Source organism: Actinacidiphila sp. bgisy160 (genome assembly GCF_965342435.1).
In the GTDB taxonomy this organism is placed as follows: domain Bacteria; phylum Actinomycetota; class Actinomycetes; order Streptomycetales; family Streptomycetaceae; genus Actinacidiphila.
On record NZ_CBDRCM010000015.1, the window covers coordinates 77,031 to 94,449 of the forward strand.

Annotated in this window: 15 protein-coding genes and 3 pseudogenes; 6 read left to right on the forward strand and 12 right to left on the reverse strand. The window is 69.4% G+C overall.

What is annotated here, in order from left to right:
• The first annotated feature begins 658 nt into the window (after positions 1 to 658).
• On the forward strand, positions 659 to 3,328 hold the full coding sequence (locus ACRWNP_RS15175) for a PQQ-binding-like beta-propeller repeat protein (protein WP_431961732.1): 2,670 nt from the start codon (positions 659 to 661) through the stop codon (positions 3,326 to 3,328).
• 105 nt (positions 3,329 to 3,433) lie between these two features.
• On the opposite strand, the gene ACRWNP_RS15180 is transcribed toward ACRWNP_RS15175, so the two are convergent.
• The 4 genes from ACRWNP_RS15180 to ACRWNP_RS15195 form a co-directional block, all read right to left on the reverse strand.
• Positions 3,434 to 4,222, reverse strand: a complete 789-nt coding sequence (locus tag ACRWNP_RS15180) for a helix-turn-helix domain-containing protein (RefSeq protein ID WP_431961733.1) — start codon at positions 4,220 to 4,222, stop codon at positions 3,434 to 3,436.
• A 572-nt stretch (positions 4,223 to 4,794) separates the two neighbouring features.
• Entirely contained in the window at positions 4,795 to 5,679 is an 885-nt protein-coding gene (locus tag ACRWNP_RS15185; protein ID WP_431961734.1) for a recombinase family protein, read from the reverse strand.
• Positions 5,680 to 5,832: 153 nt separating this feature from the next.
• Positions 5,833 to 6,714 carry an ABC transporter permease gene (locus ACRWNP_RS15190; RefSeq protein WP_431961735.1) on the reverse strand — a complete coding sequence of 294 codons (882 nt, stop codon included), beginning with the start codon at positions 6,712 to 6,714 and terminating at the stop codon, positions 5,833 to 5,835.
• Complete coding sequence (locus ACRWNP_RS15195) at positions 6,711 to 7,622, reverse strand: ABC transporter ATP-binding protein (protein WP_431961736.1); 912 nt, start codon at positions 7,620 to 7,622, stop codon at positions 6,711 to 6,713. The genes ACRWNP_RS15190 and ACRWNP_RS15195 overlap by 4 nt, the downstream gene beginning before the upstream one ends.
• A 132-nt stretch (positions 7,623 to 7,754) precedes the next feature.
• Between ACRWNP_RS15195 and ACRWNP_RS15200 the strand changes: the two genes are divergently transcribed.
• Together ACRWNP_RS15200 and ACRWNP_RS15205 are read left to right on the forward strand one after the other, a co-directional pair.
• Positions 7,755 to 8,948, forward strand: a complete 1,194-nt coding sequence (locus tag ACRWNP_RS15200; protein ID WP_431961737.1) for a sensor histidine kinase — start codon at positions 7,755 to 7,757, stop codon at positions 8,946 to 8,948.
• Positions 8,945 to 9,616, forward strand: a complete 672-nt coding sequence (locus ACRWNP_RS15205; protein ID WP_431961738.1) for a response regulator — start codon at positions 8,945 to 8,947, stop codon at positions 9,614 to 9,616. Before ACRWNP_RS15200 ends, ACRWNP_RS15205 begins: the two co-directional genes overlap by 4 nt.
• 282 nt (positions 9,617 to 9,898) lie before the next feature.
• Here ACRWNP_RS15205 and ACRWNP_RS15210 read toward each other — a convergent pair whose 3' ends face one another.
• The 3 genes from ACRWNP_RS15210 to ACRWNP_RS15220 are packed head-to-tail and all read right to left on the reverse strand — an operon-like array spanning position 9,899 to position 12,349.
• A complete protein-coding gene (locus ACRWNP_RS15210) occupies positions 9,899 to 10,462 on the reverse strand; it encodes a Tn3 family transposase (RefSeq protein WP_431961739.1) in 564 nt (187 codons plus the stop codon).
• Complete coding sequence (locus tag ACRWNP_RS15215; RefSeq protein ID WP_431961793.1) at positions 10,356 to 11,798, reverse strand: Tn3 family transposase; 1,443 nt, start codon at positions 11,796 to 11,798, stop codon at positions 10,356 to 10,358. Before ACRWNP_RS15215 ends, ACRWNP_RS15210 begins: the two co-directional genes overlap by 107 nt.
• Positions 11,798 to 12,349, reverse strand: coding sequence for a hypothetical protein (locus tag ACRWNP_RS15220; protein WP_431961800.1), 552 nt, complete (start codon positions 12,347 to 12,349; stop codon positions 11,798 to 11,800). The genes ACRWNP_RS15215 and ACRWNP_RS15220 overlap by 1 nt, the downstream gene beginning before the upstream one ends.
• Positions 12,350 to 12,438: 89 nt before the next feature.
• Here ACRWNP_RS15220 and ACRWNP_RS15225 point away from each other — a divergent pair, with 89 nt between their 5' ends.
• The gene (locus ACRWNP_RS15225) at positions 12,439 to 12,780 is read left to right on the forward strand and encodes a hypothetical protein (RefSeq protein WP_431961801.1); all 342 of its coding nucleotides are present in this window, start codon (positions 12,439 to 12,441) and stop codon (positions 12,778 to 12,780) included.
• Here the strand turns inward: ACRWNP_RS15225 and ACRWNP_RS15230 are convergent.
• From ACRWNP_RS15230 to ACRWNP_RS15240, 3 genes and pseudogenes are all read right to left on the reverse strand, one after another.
• A pseudogene (locus ACRWNP_RS15230) lies at positions 12,678 to 13,106 on the reverse strand (DUF4158 domain-containing protein); the annotation flags it as partial. The gene ACRWNP_RS15225 and the pseudogene ACRWNP_RS15230 overlap by 103 nt on opposite strands.
• A gap of 341 nt (positions 13,107 to 13,447) precedes the next feature.
• Entirely contained in the window at positions 13,448 to 14,182 is a 735-nt protein-coding gene (locus ACRWNP_RS15235) for a hypothetical protein (protein ID WP_431961740.1), read from the reverse strand.
• A 219-nt stretch (positions 14,183 to 14,401) separates the two neighbouring features.
• A pseudogene (locus tag ACRWNP_RS15240) lies at positions 14,402 to 14,509 on the reverse strand (HAD-IC family P-type ATPase); the annotation flags it as partial.
• Positions 14,510 to 14,518: 9 nt separating this feature from the next.
• Between ACRWNP_RS15240 and ACRWNP_RS15245 the strand changes: the two are divergent.
• Positions 14,519 to 14,691 (forward strand): annotated as a pseudogene (locus ACRWNP_RS15245) (transcriptional regulator); the annotation flags it as partial.
• A 233-nt stretch (positions 14,692 to 14,924) separates the two neighbouring features.
• Here ACRWNP_RS15245 and ACRWNP_RS15250 read toward each other — a convergent pair.
• A complete protein-coding gene (locus ACRWNP_RS15250) occupies positions 14,925 to 15,548 on the reverse strand; it encodes a pyridoxine/pyridoxamine 5'-phosphate oxidase (RefSeq protein WP_431961794.1) in 624 nt (207 codons plus the stop codon).
• 308 nt (positions 15,549 to 15,856) lie between these two features.
• On the reverse strand, positions 15,857 to 16,993 hold the full coding sequence (locus ACRWNP_RS15255; RefSeq protein WP_431961741.1) for a cation diffusion facilitator family transporter: 1,137 nt from the start codon (positions 16,991 to 16,993) through the stop codon (positions 15,857 to 15,859).
• A gap of 74 nt (positions 16,994 to 17,067) precedes the next feature.
• Between ACRWNP_RS15255 and ACRWNP_RS15260 the strand changes: the two genes are divergently transcribed.
• The gene (locus ACRWNP_RS15260; protein WP_431961742.1) at positions 17,068 to 17,415 is read left to right on the forward strand and encodes an ArsR/SmtB family transcription factor; all 348 of its coding nucleotides are present in this window, start codon (positions 17,068 to 17,070) and stop codon (positions 17,413 to 17,415) included.
• Positions 17,416 to 17,419 lie beyond the last annotated feature (4 nt).

Below are 17,419 nucleotides of genomic sequence, written 5' to 3' on the forward strand. Positions count from 1 at the left end.
CGATCGATGGGCCTCGCCTTCTTCGCACACGCGTCGTCCAGTGATTGCACTCGGTGATTCGCACATTCCGGTGTCGGACTTGGGCCGCGCCGGCGAAGGCATCTGCGGTCGTGCCGGAATTCGATGAAGCGGGTGATGTCCTGCCGGACTGCTCCCGGGGCGGAGGGAGTCAAGCGCGCAGTATTCATTCCTGGGCGCTGAAGCATGATTCCGCCATGGGTCGAGGCGATTTCCGGTACGGGCGGCAAACCCGCCCCTTGCTGGACCGAAGTGCGCTGGACGGCGTCACCGCGGAACACCCGCCAAATTTTTCGTCTCCCGTTCAGGTCGATCTTGCGGAGTTCGCCTCGAAAGCCCGAGGACATTCCCCCTGCCGTGCGAGACGCACGGTGTTCCATCCGGGATTGTGTGTGATCGTCGACGAGGCGCCCCGCCTCAGGCCGCCCCGTACCTGCGAACCGAAATTCAAGAGATTTCCGAAGACAGAGCCGCGCCCATCTCGTTTCTCATATGCACGCGGCTGTGCGCCGTGCGCTGAAAGCGGCCGTCCGGCGCCGGCAGAGGTGTCCCTATGCTCTCGATCGCAAGATCAGCAAGGATCGGAAGGTGCTTCTGCATGTCCATACCCCGCATACCCGCCCGCGCAAGGCGATGGCGGGTGCGTGCTCGCGTGGCCGGGCTGGTGATGGCCCCACTCACGGTGGCCCTCCCCGCCACCGCCGCGGCGGCGACGGCCACACCGTCCGCGACCGCCGCGACCCCGGTCGCCCCGACTTCGGCCGCGTCCGACTGGCCGTACGCGGGCGGCGACCTCGGCGACACGCACAACGCGGCATCCGAGCGCACCATCGGCACGGGCAACGTCGCCGGCCTCGAGACCAAGTGGACGTTCACCACAGGGGACAGCGTCTCGGCGACACCGACCGTGGTGGGCGGCTACGTGTACGCGCCGGACTGGGCAGGCAATCTCTACAAGGTGCAGGCGACGACCGGTCAGAAGATCTGGAGCCACCAGATCAGCGACTACACCGGGATCGTGGGCGACATCTCGCGGCTCAGCCCCGCCTATTGGAACGGCGAGATCGTCACGGGTTCGGGCGAGCAGCGCAGCGACAGCACGGACGGCGCGTTCCTCTTCGGGATCGACGCCCTGACCGGCACCCGGCTGTGGAAGACCCAGATCGACGCGGACCCGGCCGCCATCGTGACGTCGTCGCCCGTCATCGCCGACGGTGTCGTCTACGTCGGCGTGTCGTCCAAGGCCGAGCGATTCGCTCCGCCGTTCACGTTCCGCGGCAGTGTCGTCGCCCTGGACGCCGTCACCGGCAAGAAGCTGTGGAAGACCTACGTGGTCCCCGAGGGCTACACCGGCGGCGCCGTGTGGGGCAGCAACCCGGTTGTCGACGCGAAGACCGGGCTGGTGTACGTCGGAACGGGCAACAACTACACCGTACCGCCCGGTGTCTGCACCTCTCCCGACGAGACCGGCTGCACTCCCGGGGCGGACGACAACTACCAGGACTCCATCGTCGCCTTCGACATGCACACCGGCGAGATCGCCTGGGCCACCAAGACCCTGACCGCCGATACCTGGACGGTCGGCCAGCGGTTCGGTGACGACTTCGACTTCGGCTCCGCGCCCAACCTCTTCACCACCACAATCAACGGCAAGGCCACCGACCTGCTCGGCATCGGCCAGAAGAGCGGCGTCTACTGGACGCTCGACCCGGTCACGGGGAAGATCGTCTGGGCGACGGCGGTCGGCCCCGGAGGCAACCTCGGCGGCCTCCAGTGGGGCTCGGCCGTGGACGGCAAGCGCATCTACGTCGCCAACACCAACACCAACCACCTGCCTGTCACGCTCACGTCCGCGACCGGGCAGAAGTCGACCACCACGGGCGGTTTCTGGGCCGCACTCGACCCCGCCACCGGGAACATCCTGTGGGAGACCGCGACGCCCGGCTCGGCGTCGCCCATGTCCTTCGTGTCCAGCGCCAACGGCGTCGTCTACGGCGGATCCACGAATCCGGCCGGCAACAACATGTACGCCCTGGACGCGGCGACCGGCACCGTCAAGTGGGGCTTCGCCAGCGGGGGTGCCGTCCTCGGCGGCGCGTCGATCGTGGACGGCTCGGTGTACTGGGGCTCCGGCTACCACACCCAGAACATGGGCCCGTTCTTCCCGGCCAAGGGCGACAACAACAAGCTGTACGCGTTCTCCCTGCCGCGGGCCCTCCCGCAGACGGTCTACGTCTCGCCTACCGCCGTGGCCTCCGCGGCGGACACCAGTTGCAGCACTCCCGCCTTCAGCTCGATCAACGCGGCTGTCAAGGCGGTGGCCGACGGCGGCCGGGTCGTCGTCTGCAACGGCACGTTCCACGAGAACGTCGCGGTCACCAAGCCGCTGGCCCTCGAGGCCCGTGCGAACGTCACCATCGACGCCGCCAACCTGATCAACGGCATCGAGATCAGCGCGCCCGACGTCACGGTGACCGGGTTCACGGTGAAGAACGCCGTCGGCGAGGGGATCCTCGTCAACAGTGTGAAGAACGCGACCATCGCGAACACCATCGTCTCGGGCAACAACACCGGTACGGGCCCGAACGCCGTCGCCAACTCCTACGCCTCGTGCGCGCGGACGCCGTCCGGGCCCGGTGACTGCGGCGGAGGCATCCATCTGCTCGGCAGCTCCAACGCCACCGTGCTGGCGAGCACCGTCAGCGGCAACGGCTCCGGGATCGTCATCAGCGACGAGACCGGTCCGGCGTCGGGTAACACCTTCAACGGCAACTCCGTGCACGGCAACGCCTCGGGATCCGGCTTCGCCCTGGTCTCCCGCAACGGCGCGGCGGCTCCCGGCGGCGTGCGTGCTCCTGGCGCCGGTGGCGTCTTCGGCAACAGCATCACCGGCAACAACGTGTTCGACAACGGACTCGAGGCGGGCGGAGGCGGGGTCACCCTCGCGTCGGCCGTGGCCGGCGGCGCGGTCTACGGCAACACCGTGCAGAGCAACGTCATGACCGGCAACGGCTGGGCGGCCGTGGCTGTGCACGGCAACGTGTCCGGACTGGACCTGGGCGACAACATCGTCAGCAACAACCAGATCGGCACCAACAACACCGTCGGGGACACCGACACGGGCACCATCGGGGATCTGCAGACCACTGGACTCCTCGTGAGCACCGTGGACCCGATGTCCGTCCAGATCACCGGAAACACGATCTCCGGCAACGTCCTCGGCATCTGGACGCACGGCCCCGTCACGGCGCCCAACGCCGCCGGCGCCAACACCTTCAGGAACGTCACCACCGCGGTTTCGGCTCAATAGACGCCCGCCGCGTCCTGCCGAAGACCGATTCGGCGGGACGCGGCGGCGAGCCGCCGAGAGTCGTCCGCACGCGGCCGGAGCGTGAGGCTCGGCTCCTGCACGGAATCAGCGAACGAGCGAGCTCGGCGTCTCGCCGAACTGCCGCTTGAAGGCCCGGCTGAAATGACTCACATCGGCGAAGTGCCATCGAGCCGCTACAGCGGAGATGGTGTACCTCCCGCCCAGTGTGATGAGTTCCTCGCGCGCTCGTTCCAAACGGCGTCGACGTACATATGCCATCAGGGATTCGTCGACTTCTGCAAACGCCCGGTGCAATGTGCGAACGGAGACGGAAAGCGTCCTGGCCACCTCGGCGGGAGACAGGTGAGGGTCCAGAAGGCGGGCTTCCACGCAGTTGCGGGCAGAAGTGCGGAGCGAAGGACGGAAGGCGGAGTCGGTGGAAACCCCACGGGCCATGATCGCGCCGGCCAGCAACTGCAGCGCGGATTGCTGAGCGGCGCGGACGCCTGCCGGACTCAAATCACCCCGCATCTTGCGGATCAGATGAAGCTGCCCCAGCAACAGCCGCGCTTCGGGAGCGTCCTGGGATATGAGCGTGAGGGCCGGCAACCGACCGAGTCCTGTGGCGGTCAGTGTTTCGGACGGCATCAGCAGGACCCGCGCCCGTGTGCCGGGCCGGTAGGAGAACTCCCGTGGCACCTGTGCATCCCGTACGCACAGCGTGCCCGGCGGGACCTGAACGGTACGACCCGCCTCGGTGAGGCTCAGCCCGCCACTTCGCATGATGTGGACCACCGTGCGTCGCTCCGTGGCGCGCTTCATGCCTATGATGCCCTCCACCGCGTCGCCGTATTGCTCGCTGACCGTGATATCCCCGATCGTGGAGGATTCCACCCAGCACCGGTAATAGCCCGTTGTGTACTGCCTGGGAACTCGCAATGAGTGCACATGCCAAGGACGGGTGTCGTTCAGGCTCCGCCATCGCTGCCTCAGCAACTCGTCGCGTTGCGTATGAGCCAGTGCGACCTGGATACGTATGCGAGGTGAACGGGAATCAGAGGACGAGCCGCTGTCCGAGAGGCCTGACATAGTCACAGCAAAAGTGTATCCGACCACCTGATCGTGATTGCGCGTGGACGACCGGAGACGATTTCGGTCAGGGTCGGCGACTGGTCGGCATCAGGCGCGGACGTGGCCGCATTGCCGCGCCGATAACCGCGTTGATGTCGTGCCGACCTTCATCAAGGCCTTTGGGAACCGGTCGGCGGCATCCCGGTCCTACCGGCTGTCGATGTCACGCGCCCCATCAATGGCGGGCCCAGCTGCTGCGGCCGTTCTTCTCCCCGGTGGTCTCGCGGCCGGCCCGGATCGAGCTGCTCGCTCTGACGGACTGGAGAAGGGGTATCGCCGAGGTGAGCCCAAAAGGGGCCATGGGATGATCTTGAATCCCTGAAGGGTGTCCGAGCTTACTCGGTGCCGTCAGCCGCATCGTCCTCGGCGAGGATGCGGTAGACGGTGGCGACCGAGGGGTGCTCGCCCTTGTTCTTGCCCGAGGTGATGGCGAGCTTGCTCGCGATCTGCGGTACGGGAACGCCGTTGACCCGCAGGCTGCGGGCGTAGGCGGCCATGTCGTCATCGACGACCTTGGGCCGTCCTCCGTACCGTCCGCGCTCGCGGGCGGACGCCTGGCCTTCGAGGGACTTCTCCCGGATGTACTCGCGCTCGGACTCAGGCATGCCGGCGAAGAAAGCGAACAGGGCGGCGCCGTGCCCGGACGGGTCGTACACGCCTTGGAGGGGGCCGCTGAGGAGTTCGAGCTGGACATCGTAGTGGCGCAGATCTTCGGCGATGGTGAGGAGTTCGGCGGCGCCGCGGCCGAGGCGCTTCATCTCGTGCACGGTGAAGATCACCCGCTGGTGCGGGACAGCCTTCTTGATGGTGCGGGCGAAGTCCAGCGCCTTGACGAACTCCGGCCGCACCTTGACCCGGGTGCTGATCTTCTCCGAGAAGACGGGATCGCAGCCCGCCTCGTTCAGGGCGTCGAGCTGACTCTGGAGTTCCTGCTGGGCCGTACTGCAACACGCGTACCCCACCCTCGTGGGCTTCGTCTGGGCCGCGGGCACCGCGGCGTCGATCGCCGGGCCCATCTCCCACGCGCGGCCGGGGCCGCGGTCGGCGGGGGTCTTCACCTCCAGCTCGGCACGGAGCTGGGGGACGAGCATGAAGCGCGGGGTGTGGTACTTCGGGGCGACCTTGCCGCCGCGGGTGCGACAGGTGCTTCCGGCGGGGGCGGAACAGGTAGGGCAGTCGAACTGTTCGACGGCGGCGGCCGGTTCGGCGAGCTCTGGCATGTCGCAGAACTTATCGCGAGGGCCATTGTGCGAAAACTGTTTTGCGAGAGGTTGTGAGAATGAAGATCATGGGCAAACCGGACACGCTCTGGCGGGAGCCCGTGGTCTCTCAGAACTACTCATTTGTGAGAATCAGAAACTCGCCTGTATTGCTCACACGTCGCGGCGGTTCACGACGGCCACGGCGACGACCGCCGCGACGAGCGACCAGGCCCCGAAGACGGTCCACGCCTCGGCGACCGTTACCGGGTACTTGTCCACGGTGTAGTCCCGCGCGGGGTTCTGGACCAGGGCGCGCCATGCGGTGAGCGGCATCGCATTGCCGATCTCCTTGACCCAGCGGTAGGTCTCGCCCATGAAGAGCGGCGGCAACATCAGGAGTACGCCGACGACCGCCACGACGGTGCCCGCAGAGTGCCGGATGAGGGCGCCGAGAGCCATGCCGACGAGGGCGCACAACGGGGCGAGCAGTGCGGAGGCGGCGACAGCCCGCAGGGCCCCGGGGTCGCCGAGGGACATGCCGCGGTGGTCCTGCAGGATCGCCTGGGTCACACTGAACGAGGTGCCCGCGACGACTGTGCCGAGGACGAGCATGACCGCCACCATGACCGTCGCCTTGGCCGTCATCACCGCATGGCGTGCGGGGACGGCTGCGAAGGTGGTGCGGATCAGTCCGGTGGTGTACTCGCCGAAGACCGCGATGGCACCGACGCTGCCGGCGATAACCATGAGGAGCTGCCAGGCCGGGTCGACGAAGGCGGCCGCCAGGGGATCGAAGAGCATCTCGGGCTTGGCGGGGAATCCGGGCGGCGGGGCGGGAGGCAGTTCGGGCTGATGTGCCAGCCGCTCGGCATTGGTACGGGCGGAGTTCACGTGGATGCCGATGACCGCCAGCGGGCCGAGTCCGAGGACCCAGTAGGTGGAGCGCAGCGACCACAGTTTGATCCACTCGGCGGTGAGGAGGTTGCGGAACCGGGCGGGGGAGTCGAGGCCGGTCGCGTACACCTTTGGTTCGGACACCGTCTGTGTGGTCATAGTGCTTCTCCTGCGCTGTATTCGATGCTGTCGGCGGTGAGTCCCATGAAGGCCTCTTCCAAGGAGGCGGACCGGGGGGCGAGTTCGTGCAGCAGGACGCGGTGGTGGAAGGCGAGCTCGCCGATGCGGTCCGCCTCCAGGCCGGTCACCGTGCACGAGCCGTCGGCCTCCTGGCGAACGGCCGCCCCTTCCGCGATGAGGACGGACGTCAGCCCGGCGACGTCGGGCGTGCGGACGGTGACGCTCAGCTGGGTGCCGCGGGCTGCGAATTCCGTAAGGCTCTCCGCGGCGATCAGCTCGCCCCGACCGATGACGATCAGCTGCTCGGCGGTGTGCTCCATCTCGCGCATCAGATGGCTGGAGACCAGTACCGTGCGGCCCTCGGCGGCCAGCCGCCGGAAGAGGCCGCGCACCCACAGCACGCCCTCCGGGTCCAGCCCGTTGAGCGGCTCGTCGAACAGCAGGACGGGTGGGTCGCCGAGCAACGCGACGGCGATGCCGAGCCGCTGCTTCATTCCAAGTGAGAATCCTCCGATGCGGCGCTGGGCGGCGGTGGTCAGCCCCACCTCCTCCAGGACCTCGTCCACCCGGCGCCGCGGCAGGCCGTTGCTGTGTGTCAGTGCGGACAGGTGCGCCCGCGCACTGCGTCCGCCGTGCACGTCATGGGCGTCAAGTAGTGCTCCGACGTGCCGCAGCCCGCGCGGCCGTCCCCGGAACGGCTGCCCGTCGACGGTGACGGTGCCGCTGGTGGGGTCGTTCAGGCCGAGGATTGTCCGCAGCGTGGTGGATTTGCCGGCGCCGTTGGGGCCGAGGAACCCGGTGACGTGGCCGGGGCGGACGGTGAAGGTCAGGCGTTCGACGGCGGTGGTGGCGCCGTATCGCTTCGTCAGTTCGTTGACTTCGATCACCCGACCACGGTGCCGTGGGCCGCGCCCGCGCGGCATCGGCCCGCGGGCCACAATCTCAGGATCCGCCTGTAGCCCCGGGGCGTAAGCCTGCGGGTCGATGCCCCGACACCGGCCCGTACCTATGATCGCGACATGAGCCACTCACCCCGCGTCGCCCGCTCGCGGCGCATGCGACCGGCCGCGGCGCAGACCCTGGCCTGGTGCGGGGCGCTCGCCTACCCGATCCTGCTGTACCTCGCGGTGCTCTACGAGCATGAGCCCACCGGCATGCGGCTGCTGCTGCCGACGGCACTGTCGGTTCTGGCACTCCCCCTGCTGCGACGTCGACCATTGCCGACCCTGGCACTGATGCTGGCCGGTTCGTTCGCCGCGACGGTGCTAGCGGCCTCGAAACTGGCCTCGGCCTTCCCCTTCATGGCACCGGGGCATGCATGGCAGATCGGCTGTCTGCAGGCGCTGGTGACCGATGTCGCAATCGGCTGGATCGCCGCCACCCGGAGGCGCCGGACCGCGCTCGTCGCCGCGGCCTTTGCCCTCACCGTGCAGATCGCCGCCGCCGGCCACTACCGGAGCGGGCAGGACGCCCCTCTCTCGGCCATCGCGTTCCTCGTCCTGATGCTCGCCCTGGCCTGGATGACCGGCTACCTCGTCCAGGAGCGCCGCGAGCACGCCGAAACGGTACGGGCCCAGACGGCGGTCCAGGCGGTCACCGCCGAGCGGCTGCGGATCGCCCGCGAGCTGCACGACATGGTCGCGCACAGCATCAGCATCATCGCCATCCAGGCCGGCACGGGACGCCGGGTCATCGGCACCCAGCCGGCGGAGGCCCGCAACACACTGGCCGCCATCGAGACCACCAGCAGGGACACCCTGGCCGGGCTGCGGCGCATGCTCGGAGCGCTCCGCGCGACCGAACCCGAAGAAGCGCCGCTGGCCCCTGCGCCGAGCCTGGCGGACGTCGACCGGCTGGTCGCGACCACGAAGGACAGCGGCGTACGGGCCGACGTAGAGCGGCGGGGAGAACGGCGCCCACTACCCGCGGACGTCGAACTGTCCGCCTTCCGCATCATCCAGGAGGCGATCACCAACGTAGTTCGCCACGCGGGCACGCACGAGTGCCGGGTGGTCATCGACTATCAGGAGAACGAACTGACCATCGAGATCACCGACCACGGGCACGGGCCCACACCTGCCGGCACCGGCTACGGCATCACCGGAATGCGCGAGCGGGTCGCCCTGCTGCACGGCCAGTTCACCGCCGGGCCCCGCCCCGAAGGCGGCTTCCGAGTGGCGGCCCGGCTGCCGGTGCCCGTGGAGGCGCGATGACTCAGCCCCCCGTCCGTGTCGTGCTCGTCGACGACCAGCCGCTGGTGCGCGCCGGGCTGCGCGTACTCATCGCGGACAGCGCCGGTCTCGAGATCGTGGGAGAAGCGGAAACCGGCGACCAGGCAGTCCGGCTGGCCCAGGACCTCCGGCCCGATGTGGTGGTCATGGACATCCGCATGCCCGGCATGAACGGCATCGAGGCGACCGGACTGATCACGGCAGGCCTGAGCTCGGCACGGGTCCTCGTCCTCACCACCTTCGACGACGACGAGTACGTCTACGGCGCGCTGCGCGCGGGCGCGAGCGGATTTCTCGTCAAGGACATGGACCTGGACGACATCCTCGGCGCGATCCGCGTCGTCGCCGCCGGCGAGGCCCTGATCGCGCCGAGCGTGACCCGCCGCCTCATCGAGGAGTTCGCCGCCCGCCCCGAACCCGCGGCCGCGCCCCTGCGCGGGGCGATCGAGGGCATCACCGACCGGGAACGCGAGGTGCTCACCCTCATCGGACGCGGCCTGTCCAACACCGAGATCGCCGACCGGCTCTCCATCAGCCCTGCCACGGCCAAGGCCCACGTGGGGCGGCTGTTTACCAAGCTGGCGGCACGTGACCGAGTCCAGCTGGTCATCATCGCCTATGAGCTGGGCTTGGTATCGCCGTCGCGCTGACCGTGTTTCTAGCGGGTTGAAGTAGAGCCAGCGGGGCGGTGGTTTCGAGAGCCACTGGCTTGGGCGGTGAGATTGGGAGCCACTGGCTTGGGCGGTGAGATTGGGAGCCACCCGGTGTGATGGTCGGTGGCATGCTGCTGTTGGCGTAGTGGCATCTTTGGGATGTTTGGCCGCTCACTGCCCGTCGCGGACGCCTACGACGTCGGACGCCCTCTCATCGAGCAGATCCCCTCCGGCGCCACGCGGACCGACTGCTGCTGAACCGGCTCCCCGCCGCTCGGTTCAGGCGGCCTGGCCGAAGCCGGCCGCCGTCAGGTCCTGGTCGCGGAGCGGGGTGAAGTCCACATCCAGCTTCGGGTCGTACGCCTCGGGCTGGATGCCGAGCTCGTGGGTGGAGTACTCGCCGAACCGCTTGACGTGCTCGGTCAGGTACGGCGAGATGTGGGCCAAGTCCTCCGGGCCGATCTCCCAGCCCTCTTCCAGCAGCTGCCGGACGATCTCCGCGATGTCCAGGGCGTTGTGGAAGATCACCGCGTTCGTGAGCAGGGCGTTGAATTTCATCGCCTTCTCCTGCTCGACCGGGTCGTTGTCGGCAATGACGCCCTGGTTGCCGAACCCGACCCACTGGGAGAACCGGTTGAATGGCTCCACCTTGTTCGTCGCCGCCGTCACCCGCCGGCGAAGTGGCGCATCCGTCAGATACCGCAGCAGCTGCACGGTGCGGATCGCGCGGCCGACCTCACGGAAGGCGGTGTAGGTGGCGTTCTTGTGCGAGCCGGAGCGCAAGCGCTTGAGCAGCGTGGCCGAGGAAATGGCGCCCTCGCGTACGGAGATCGCCACACGCATCAGGTGCCGGAACTGGGACTCGATCAGGTCCCAGTCGATGGTGTTCTTGCCCGGCTCTGCCGAACAGGGCGTCGATGTGCACGTACTCGGTCTGCTTGCTGGGCCGGTAGAAGGTCAGCCCCTTCCAGTTCCTGATCCTGGGCATGAGGTCGAAGCCCAGCAGGTGCGCCAGGGTGAAGACAGGCAGCGACTGACCTTGGGTGTCGGCGTGCACGGTGGTGGGCTTGACCTCGGAGGCGTTCTTGAGCAGGCCCTCGATGATGTAGACGGCCTCCCACACCCCGCACGGGATGAAGTGCGTGAACAGCGCGATGTAGGTATCCGAGATGTGGTGGTACGCGATCCCGCCCGGCTTGCCGTACCTGACGCTCGTCTCGGCCAGCAGGTTGTCCAGGTAGGTGTCCATGTGGGTGCCGTCCGCGGCCACGGCGGTGCCGTCGCCCCACGCCTGCGAGATGTCCAGACGGGCATGGGCGTTGACCAGGTCGGCGATGGCCTCGTTGAGCAGAACGAGGGAGAAGTGCCGGTTCGCCACGTACGCCAGCTCGTGGCCCGAGACGCCGGGGATGTGGCGGGCGGCCTCGTACGGGCCCATGTTGGTGCCCTTGACGAAGGTGGTCAGCACGTACCGGCCGAACGGATCGGTGAGCTTCGGGTCGTTGCCCGAGGGCGGGCCGAAGCGGCGCCACCACTCGACCCAGTACGCGGTCCGGGCACAGATCCCGATCAGCGTGCGCTCCGGCATCCTGGCCTTGATCTCCTGCTCCAGCCGCTTCGCCGAGGGCCGCTGTCCCTCGGAGCGGTGCGGCTTGAGCGAGGGGATGCCGGTGGCCGGGTCGATAACCAGGCTCTCGTTGTCCGGATACCCGGCATCGGCTGCCGCGGCGGCACTGCGGAGCTTGTCCTCCAGCTGCCGACGGAAGAACTTCGCGTCGAAGACGGCGGTCTCTCCCTCCTCGGCGAGGCCGACCTCCACCAGGTAGTCGGCCAGCTTCTCCTCCACGACCTCCCACACGAGCAGCTGCTCGGACCAGTCGACGTACTCCTCCGAACCGACCACCGCCACATCGCCCGTGCGCAGTTCCTCCGCCAGGGCCGCGAAGACCATCGCCTCGAAGTGCTTGCGGACGAACTGCCCCGGCCGCGTCTTGTCCACCACGGCCTTCTGCCAGTTCTGCGTGGCGAAGGAGATGTCCACCCTGCCGCCCTCCTCGTTGAAGGCGGTGATGTACTCGCCGCGGGCCCCCTCGTGCCGCTGGGCGTGCGCAAGCGCGTCCAGCACCCGCCCGTCCTCGGACGTCGCGGTGAACTCCAGCTTCTCGGCCAGGTCGAACATCACCGCCCTATCCCGGCCGATCTGTCCGTACAGCAGCACCTCCCAGAAGTTGCCGTGATGGGCGGAGACCTTCTCGATCTGCTCGTACTGCCCGGCGAACCCGCCGAAGCCCTCCACGGCCTTCGTGACCGTGCCAAGGCCGTAGGCCTGCACCAGCAGAGCCTTCGCCAGGCGAGCACGGCCGGAGAGACCTTCCCGTCCAGCCGCCGGGCCACCTCCTCGGGCGGCGCCTCCTCGTCCAGCCCTTCCAGGGCCTTCACCGCCTCGGCGGTCATCGCCGCGGCCTTCGCGAGCGCGGCCTGAGCCGGGCCGTCGTCGTCGATGTTCTTCAGCACGGTGCGGTAGTTGCCGATCAGCGCCTCGGTCATCTCCCGCTCGGCGAGCCGGATCTCCTCCAGCTCCTCTTTCGCCCTCTTGACCTTCGTGGCAATGCGCTTGCAGAACATCAGCACCAGGTCGTCGCGCACCCGCATCTGGGCCTTGTGCACCAGGCACGCGATCAGCGCGACCCGCTTGATGGGCGCGTACGCCTTGAGCTCCGAGGCGTCCACCGCGTCCGCCTCCCCGGGTGATCTTCCTGGAGGCGACGCCGTCCACCCACACCGCGCTGTCGCCCAGAACATCAATCCACTCCAGGTGCGTGGCCAGCCGCCTGAAGTGCGACCAGCTCGGCCCTTGGGCCGACTTCTTCAGCCGGTTGTACTGCGTGGTGCCGTCGGCGTCGCGCTCCTCCAGTAGACGCAGCAGCCCCGCCCGCTGGACGGCGCCCATCCGGTCGTGGATGCCCGCGCAGATCGAGGCGTTCACCTCGCCCCGGACCTTCGAGGCCATCACGTCGAAGGTGGAGAACGCCGGCAGCTCCAGCCCGGCCTCCACGACCTTCTCCAGCGCGATGTTGATCAGGTCCGCCGGGCGGTTCTTCGCCGCGGCCTCCTTGCGGATCGACTGCTCCGCGATCCTGCGGGCCTCCGCCTGGTCGTAGACCACGCCGACCCGCTGCCTCACCAGCCCCCGGTGGTTCTTGGCGGTCTTCGCCGCCCGGTACAGCGGCAGCGTGCCCTCCGACAGCTCCACCACCCGCCGGACGAAGTCCACCACCATCTCCGGGACGTCCTCCAGCCTCGGGAAACACCCCATGCGCTGATAGGACTTCAGAATCAGCAGCAGGGCCAGCAGATGCTCGTCACAGTCGGTGGCACCGGCCGCCCACTCGACCTCGTCCCGGGTCGGCGAGAAGAACAGATGCAGCTCATGTGCGGTGATCAGCCGCTTGAACCGCGGATACGCGGTCCGCTCGATCGAGGTCACAGCCCACTCCGGCGTAGACGACAGCCCAACATCACGATCAACGATGTTGGGCCGAACGGGTGACGGGCCGGACGGTCAGGGCTTCAAGATCATCCCATGGCCCCTTTTGGGCTTACCTCGGCGATACCCCGAGAAGGCGCTGCGCCTGCGGCGCGCCCAGGGGGATCCCTCCCCCATCGCCGCCACCGAGACCGCCTGCGGCTGGCCGGCCGGGCCGAAGCCGCGGAGAGGTCAGCTGACGGGAGTACGTCTCGGACCGGTGAGCAGTAACCTCTGCAGCGGCGGCCCGCAGCCCCCACGGACCGTGCCGCGCGATGGGGGCAAGGCATCGGCCCGACCCGTCAGCGCGGAGGGCGTCGTCCGGTGAGGCCCTGCCAGTGGTCCCGGGCGGTCTCGAGGTCGGCGAGTGCTCGGGCGAGGGCCGGGTCGTGACGCCGGCGGGCGGTCACCGTGTCCAGGTGCCTGCGGGCGTCCTGGACATTGCCCGTATCGGCGTGGGCCGTCTTGAGGGCTTCCTCCGCCTTCCTGACCGATGTGGCGAGCGCCGTGAGAAACCCGGCCTCCTTGGCGACCGCGTGTTCTATGCGGACGCTGAAACCTCGCACGCTGTCCTCGTCGTGCTCGGCGGGCGGGTACGACTGCAGATGCACCCCGTCCGGCCGTCGGAGGTAGATGTGGTTGCCCACGGGACTGCGTTCGAACCGCACCCGCAGGCCGTTCAGCGGCAGAACCTTCGTCTCCTTCCCGGATACGACCATCACGTGCTCGTGCAGCGACACTTTGCCGAGCGCCGCGACGAATGCGCCCTTCCCGGGGTGGCGCAGCCGCGCGAGGTGCCGTTCGGCGTCGCCGACGCGACGCCGGTGGGAACGTTCGGCCCGGGCCACCTGTGCCCGTGCCCTTGCCAGTTCGCGCCGCGCCTCGCGCCGCAGCCCACGGAACGTGCGCCGGGCGCGGTCCAGGGCGTCCCTGTCGGTGTCATGACGGCCGGAGAGCGCGAATCTCCAGCCGCCGGGGTATCGGTGGAGCCGCCGCCCCACTCCAGCGAGCACGAGGGTCACGACGGTCAGGGTCATCCCCACTATGCCCACGGGCCCACCTCACCCAGTGACAGCCGCCACCGCACGGATGCGCACGGGGCGGAGGAACCAGTCGAAGGTGTCGAATCTGTTGCATATCGGAAGATATGCCCAATCAGATCCCGGTGGATGCGCGCGCGGCGGCGGCATTTCCGGACCTGCCCGGCCCGCTCGGTCGCGCCGGGCTGACGCCGTATCGGCTCTGGGCGTCGCCGGTCAGACCGCGCACGCCCGCCTCCGGTCCGTCTCGCGGAGCAGCCGGAGCCCGTTGAGGCCGGCCGGGACGGTGGCGCCCTCGTGTCCGGCCGCACCGAGCGGGAGCGGCCCGACGTCGTCGGCATGGAGCAGCCGGCCTGCTCGTACCGGTTGCGGCTGCCGCGCCACCTCGGCCCGGTCACCGGCACCCGCCAGGGGCGGTCGGTCGTCCACAGCCGCCATGACACCATCACGTCGCCGAGCTGCACGACCAGGCCCTTCACCGTGTCGAGCACCTGCGGCTCGGCCTTGCCGGCAACCAGCACACGGCGCGTGCGGACGGCGAGGGCGTCTCGCCGTCGTGTCGTGACCGGCCTCGCGCGGGGCGCACGACGTACCGCCTCGGTGGCTCGAGGACGTCAACGAGAACCTGGAGGCCCTGGGGCGCGGTGAGGTCGTCGGACGTCAGGCCGTCCTCCGCGGCCGAACGTTCGCGACAGCCGCCGAGCCGGCCTCGGCGGGGCAGCCCCGTCGCCTCCCACCTCTAAGGCCAGAGCAGCTCCTTGACCCAGCCGTCGGCGGAGGCCCGGTAGGCGAGGCGGGTGTGGCGGCGCTCCTTGTCGCCCTGCAAGAACTCGACGGACGACGGACGCACCGAATACAGCGTCCAGCCCGGAGCCACGAGGCCGGGATCGAGCTCGAGCCGCGCGACGGCCTCCTGGAGGGCCTTGTCCCGGTCGTCCGGATCCGCGAGGGGCTGTGACTGCCGGCCGAGCAGGGTCTCCGCCCGTGCCCCCGGCCCCCGCGCCAGGAAGTCCGCCGCGCTCGTGTCCGGGTGTTCGCACACCACAGGACCCCGGACCCGCACCTGCCGGGCGAGGGACGGCCAGTAGAACGTCAGGGCGGCGTACGGACGCTCGGCCAGATCCCGGCCCTTGGGGCTGCCGGAGTGCGACGCGAACTGCCAGCCCCGCGTGCTCACGTCCTTGAGGATGAGGACGCGCGCCGCGGGATTCCCGTCCGCGTCCGCGGTCGACAGCGTCATGGCGTGCGGTTCCCTGACCCCCGCTCGTACGGCGCCCAGCAGCCACTCGGTGAACAGCTCCACCGGGTCTTCCGGCGCCAGCGAAGGTTCGAACGCCGGCAGTGCGCCCGCGAAGACCTCCATCTCCCTGAGCAACTGACGCAGACCGTTCCCGCCGACCAAGATTCCTCCTCGGGCCGGTGCCGTGTGCTCACTGGCCGGGCAGTTGCGGCTGCGGCCCCTCGTCCTCCGGCTCCTGGTAAGAGTAACGCCGCTCCTGCCAGGGGTCCCCGGCGTGGTGGTGCGTGGCCGTGGGCGTCCAGGACGAGGTGAAGTCGCCGACAGGCAGCTTGGCCGCGTCGGCTGGAGCGGAGGCCGCAGCGCCGGCCGCGCTTGATGCGCGGCACTACCGGAACGCCTTTCTGCCGCCCGGGTGCCGCCCCCCCTGGGGCTCACGCGGCGTGGTGGGCCAGTTCGGCGTGCGGGTCGGCCAGGCCGGCGACGGGGGCGGGGTCGGCGTGGACCAGGGCGGCGGTCAGGCGGGGGACTGCGTGCAGCAGGGCGTGTTCGGTCGCGACGGCGACGCGGTGGGCCTCACCCACGGTGAGGGTTCCGTCGACGACAACGGCGACCTCGGCCCGCAGCCGGTGCCCGATCCAGCGCAGGCGCAGCTCGCCCACCTCGCGGACGCCCGGCACATCGCGCAGCGCGCGCTCGGCGTCGTCGACCAGCGCCGGGTCCACGGCGTCCATGACGCGCCGGAACACCTCGCGCGCGGCGTCACGGAGCACCAGCAGGATGGCCGCGGTGATGGCGAGGCCCACGATCGGGTCCGCCAGGCGCCAGCCCGTTCCCGCGCCCGCGGCGCCGAGCAGCACCGCCAGCGAGGTGAAGCCGTCGGTGCGGGCATGGAGACCGTCGGCGACGAGTGCGGCCGAGCCGATCTTGCGCCCGACGCGGATCCGGTAGCGGGCCACCCATTCGTTGCCGATGCACCCGATCACCGCCGCGACGGCCACCGCGGGCAGGTAGGCGATGTCCCGCGGGTGCAGGAGCCGGTCGACGGCGGTCCAGGCGGCGAAGCCGGCCGAGGCGGTGATGGTGAGGACGATGACGATCCCGGCGAGGTCCTCGGCCCGGCCGTAACCGTAGGTGAAGCGTCGCGTGGCGGCCCGCCGCCCGAGGAGGAACGCGACGCCGAGCGGCAGTGCGGTGAGGGCGTCGGCCGCGTTGTGCACGGTGTCGCCCAGGAGGGCGACCGAGCCCGACAGGACGACGACCGCGGCCTGGGCGATCGCGGTGACGCCGAGGACGGCGAGCGAGATCCACAGGGCGCGCATGCCTTCGGCGGAGGACTCCAGGGCCCGGTCCACCTTGTCGGCGGACTCGTGCGAGTGCGGGTGCGGAAGGTGTCCCAGCCGGTGCCGCAGGCCTGCCCGGCCCCGGGCGGCGTGACCTTCGCCGTGACCTTCGCCGTGACCTTCGCCGTGGCTGTGGCTGTGGCCGTGGCCGGGCCCGTGCGTGTGCCCGTGTTCCGGCCCGTGGCGGTGGCCGTGGTCGTGCTGGGGGTGCGTGTCGGGGCCGTTCATGGGACCGCCTTCCGGGGAGTCGCTGGTGGACACGGGCTGAGCCTTCCCTCCATTATGTGCATATGAACGCACGCATGCACCTGTCACCTGCGCATGGTGCGCATCCGCGAGACCCGGGCGGCGAGCACTACCTCCGCGGGGCCGAGATCCTGAGCCTGCTCGCGGACCGCACCCGCCTTGCCCTGCTGCACACACTCACCGAGGGGGAGGCGGACGTCTCCACGCTGACCGCGCGGGTCGGCGCGGCGCGACCCGCCGTCAGTCAGCACCTGGCCAAACTCCGGATCGCGGGCCTGGTCTCCTCCCGCAAGGAGGGGCGCCGGGTGATCTACGAACTCTCCGACGGGCATCTGCGCAGGCTCGTCGACGAGGTGCTCAACCTCGCGGATCACCATCTGAGCGGTAATCCACCGCATGCCTGAGACC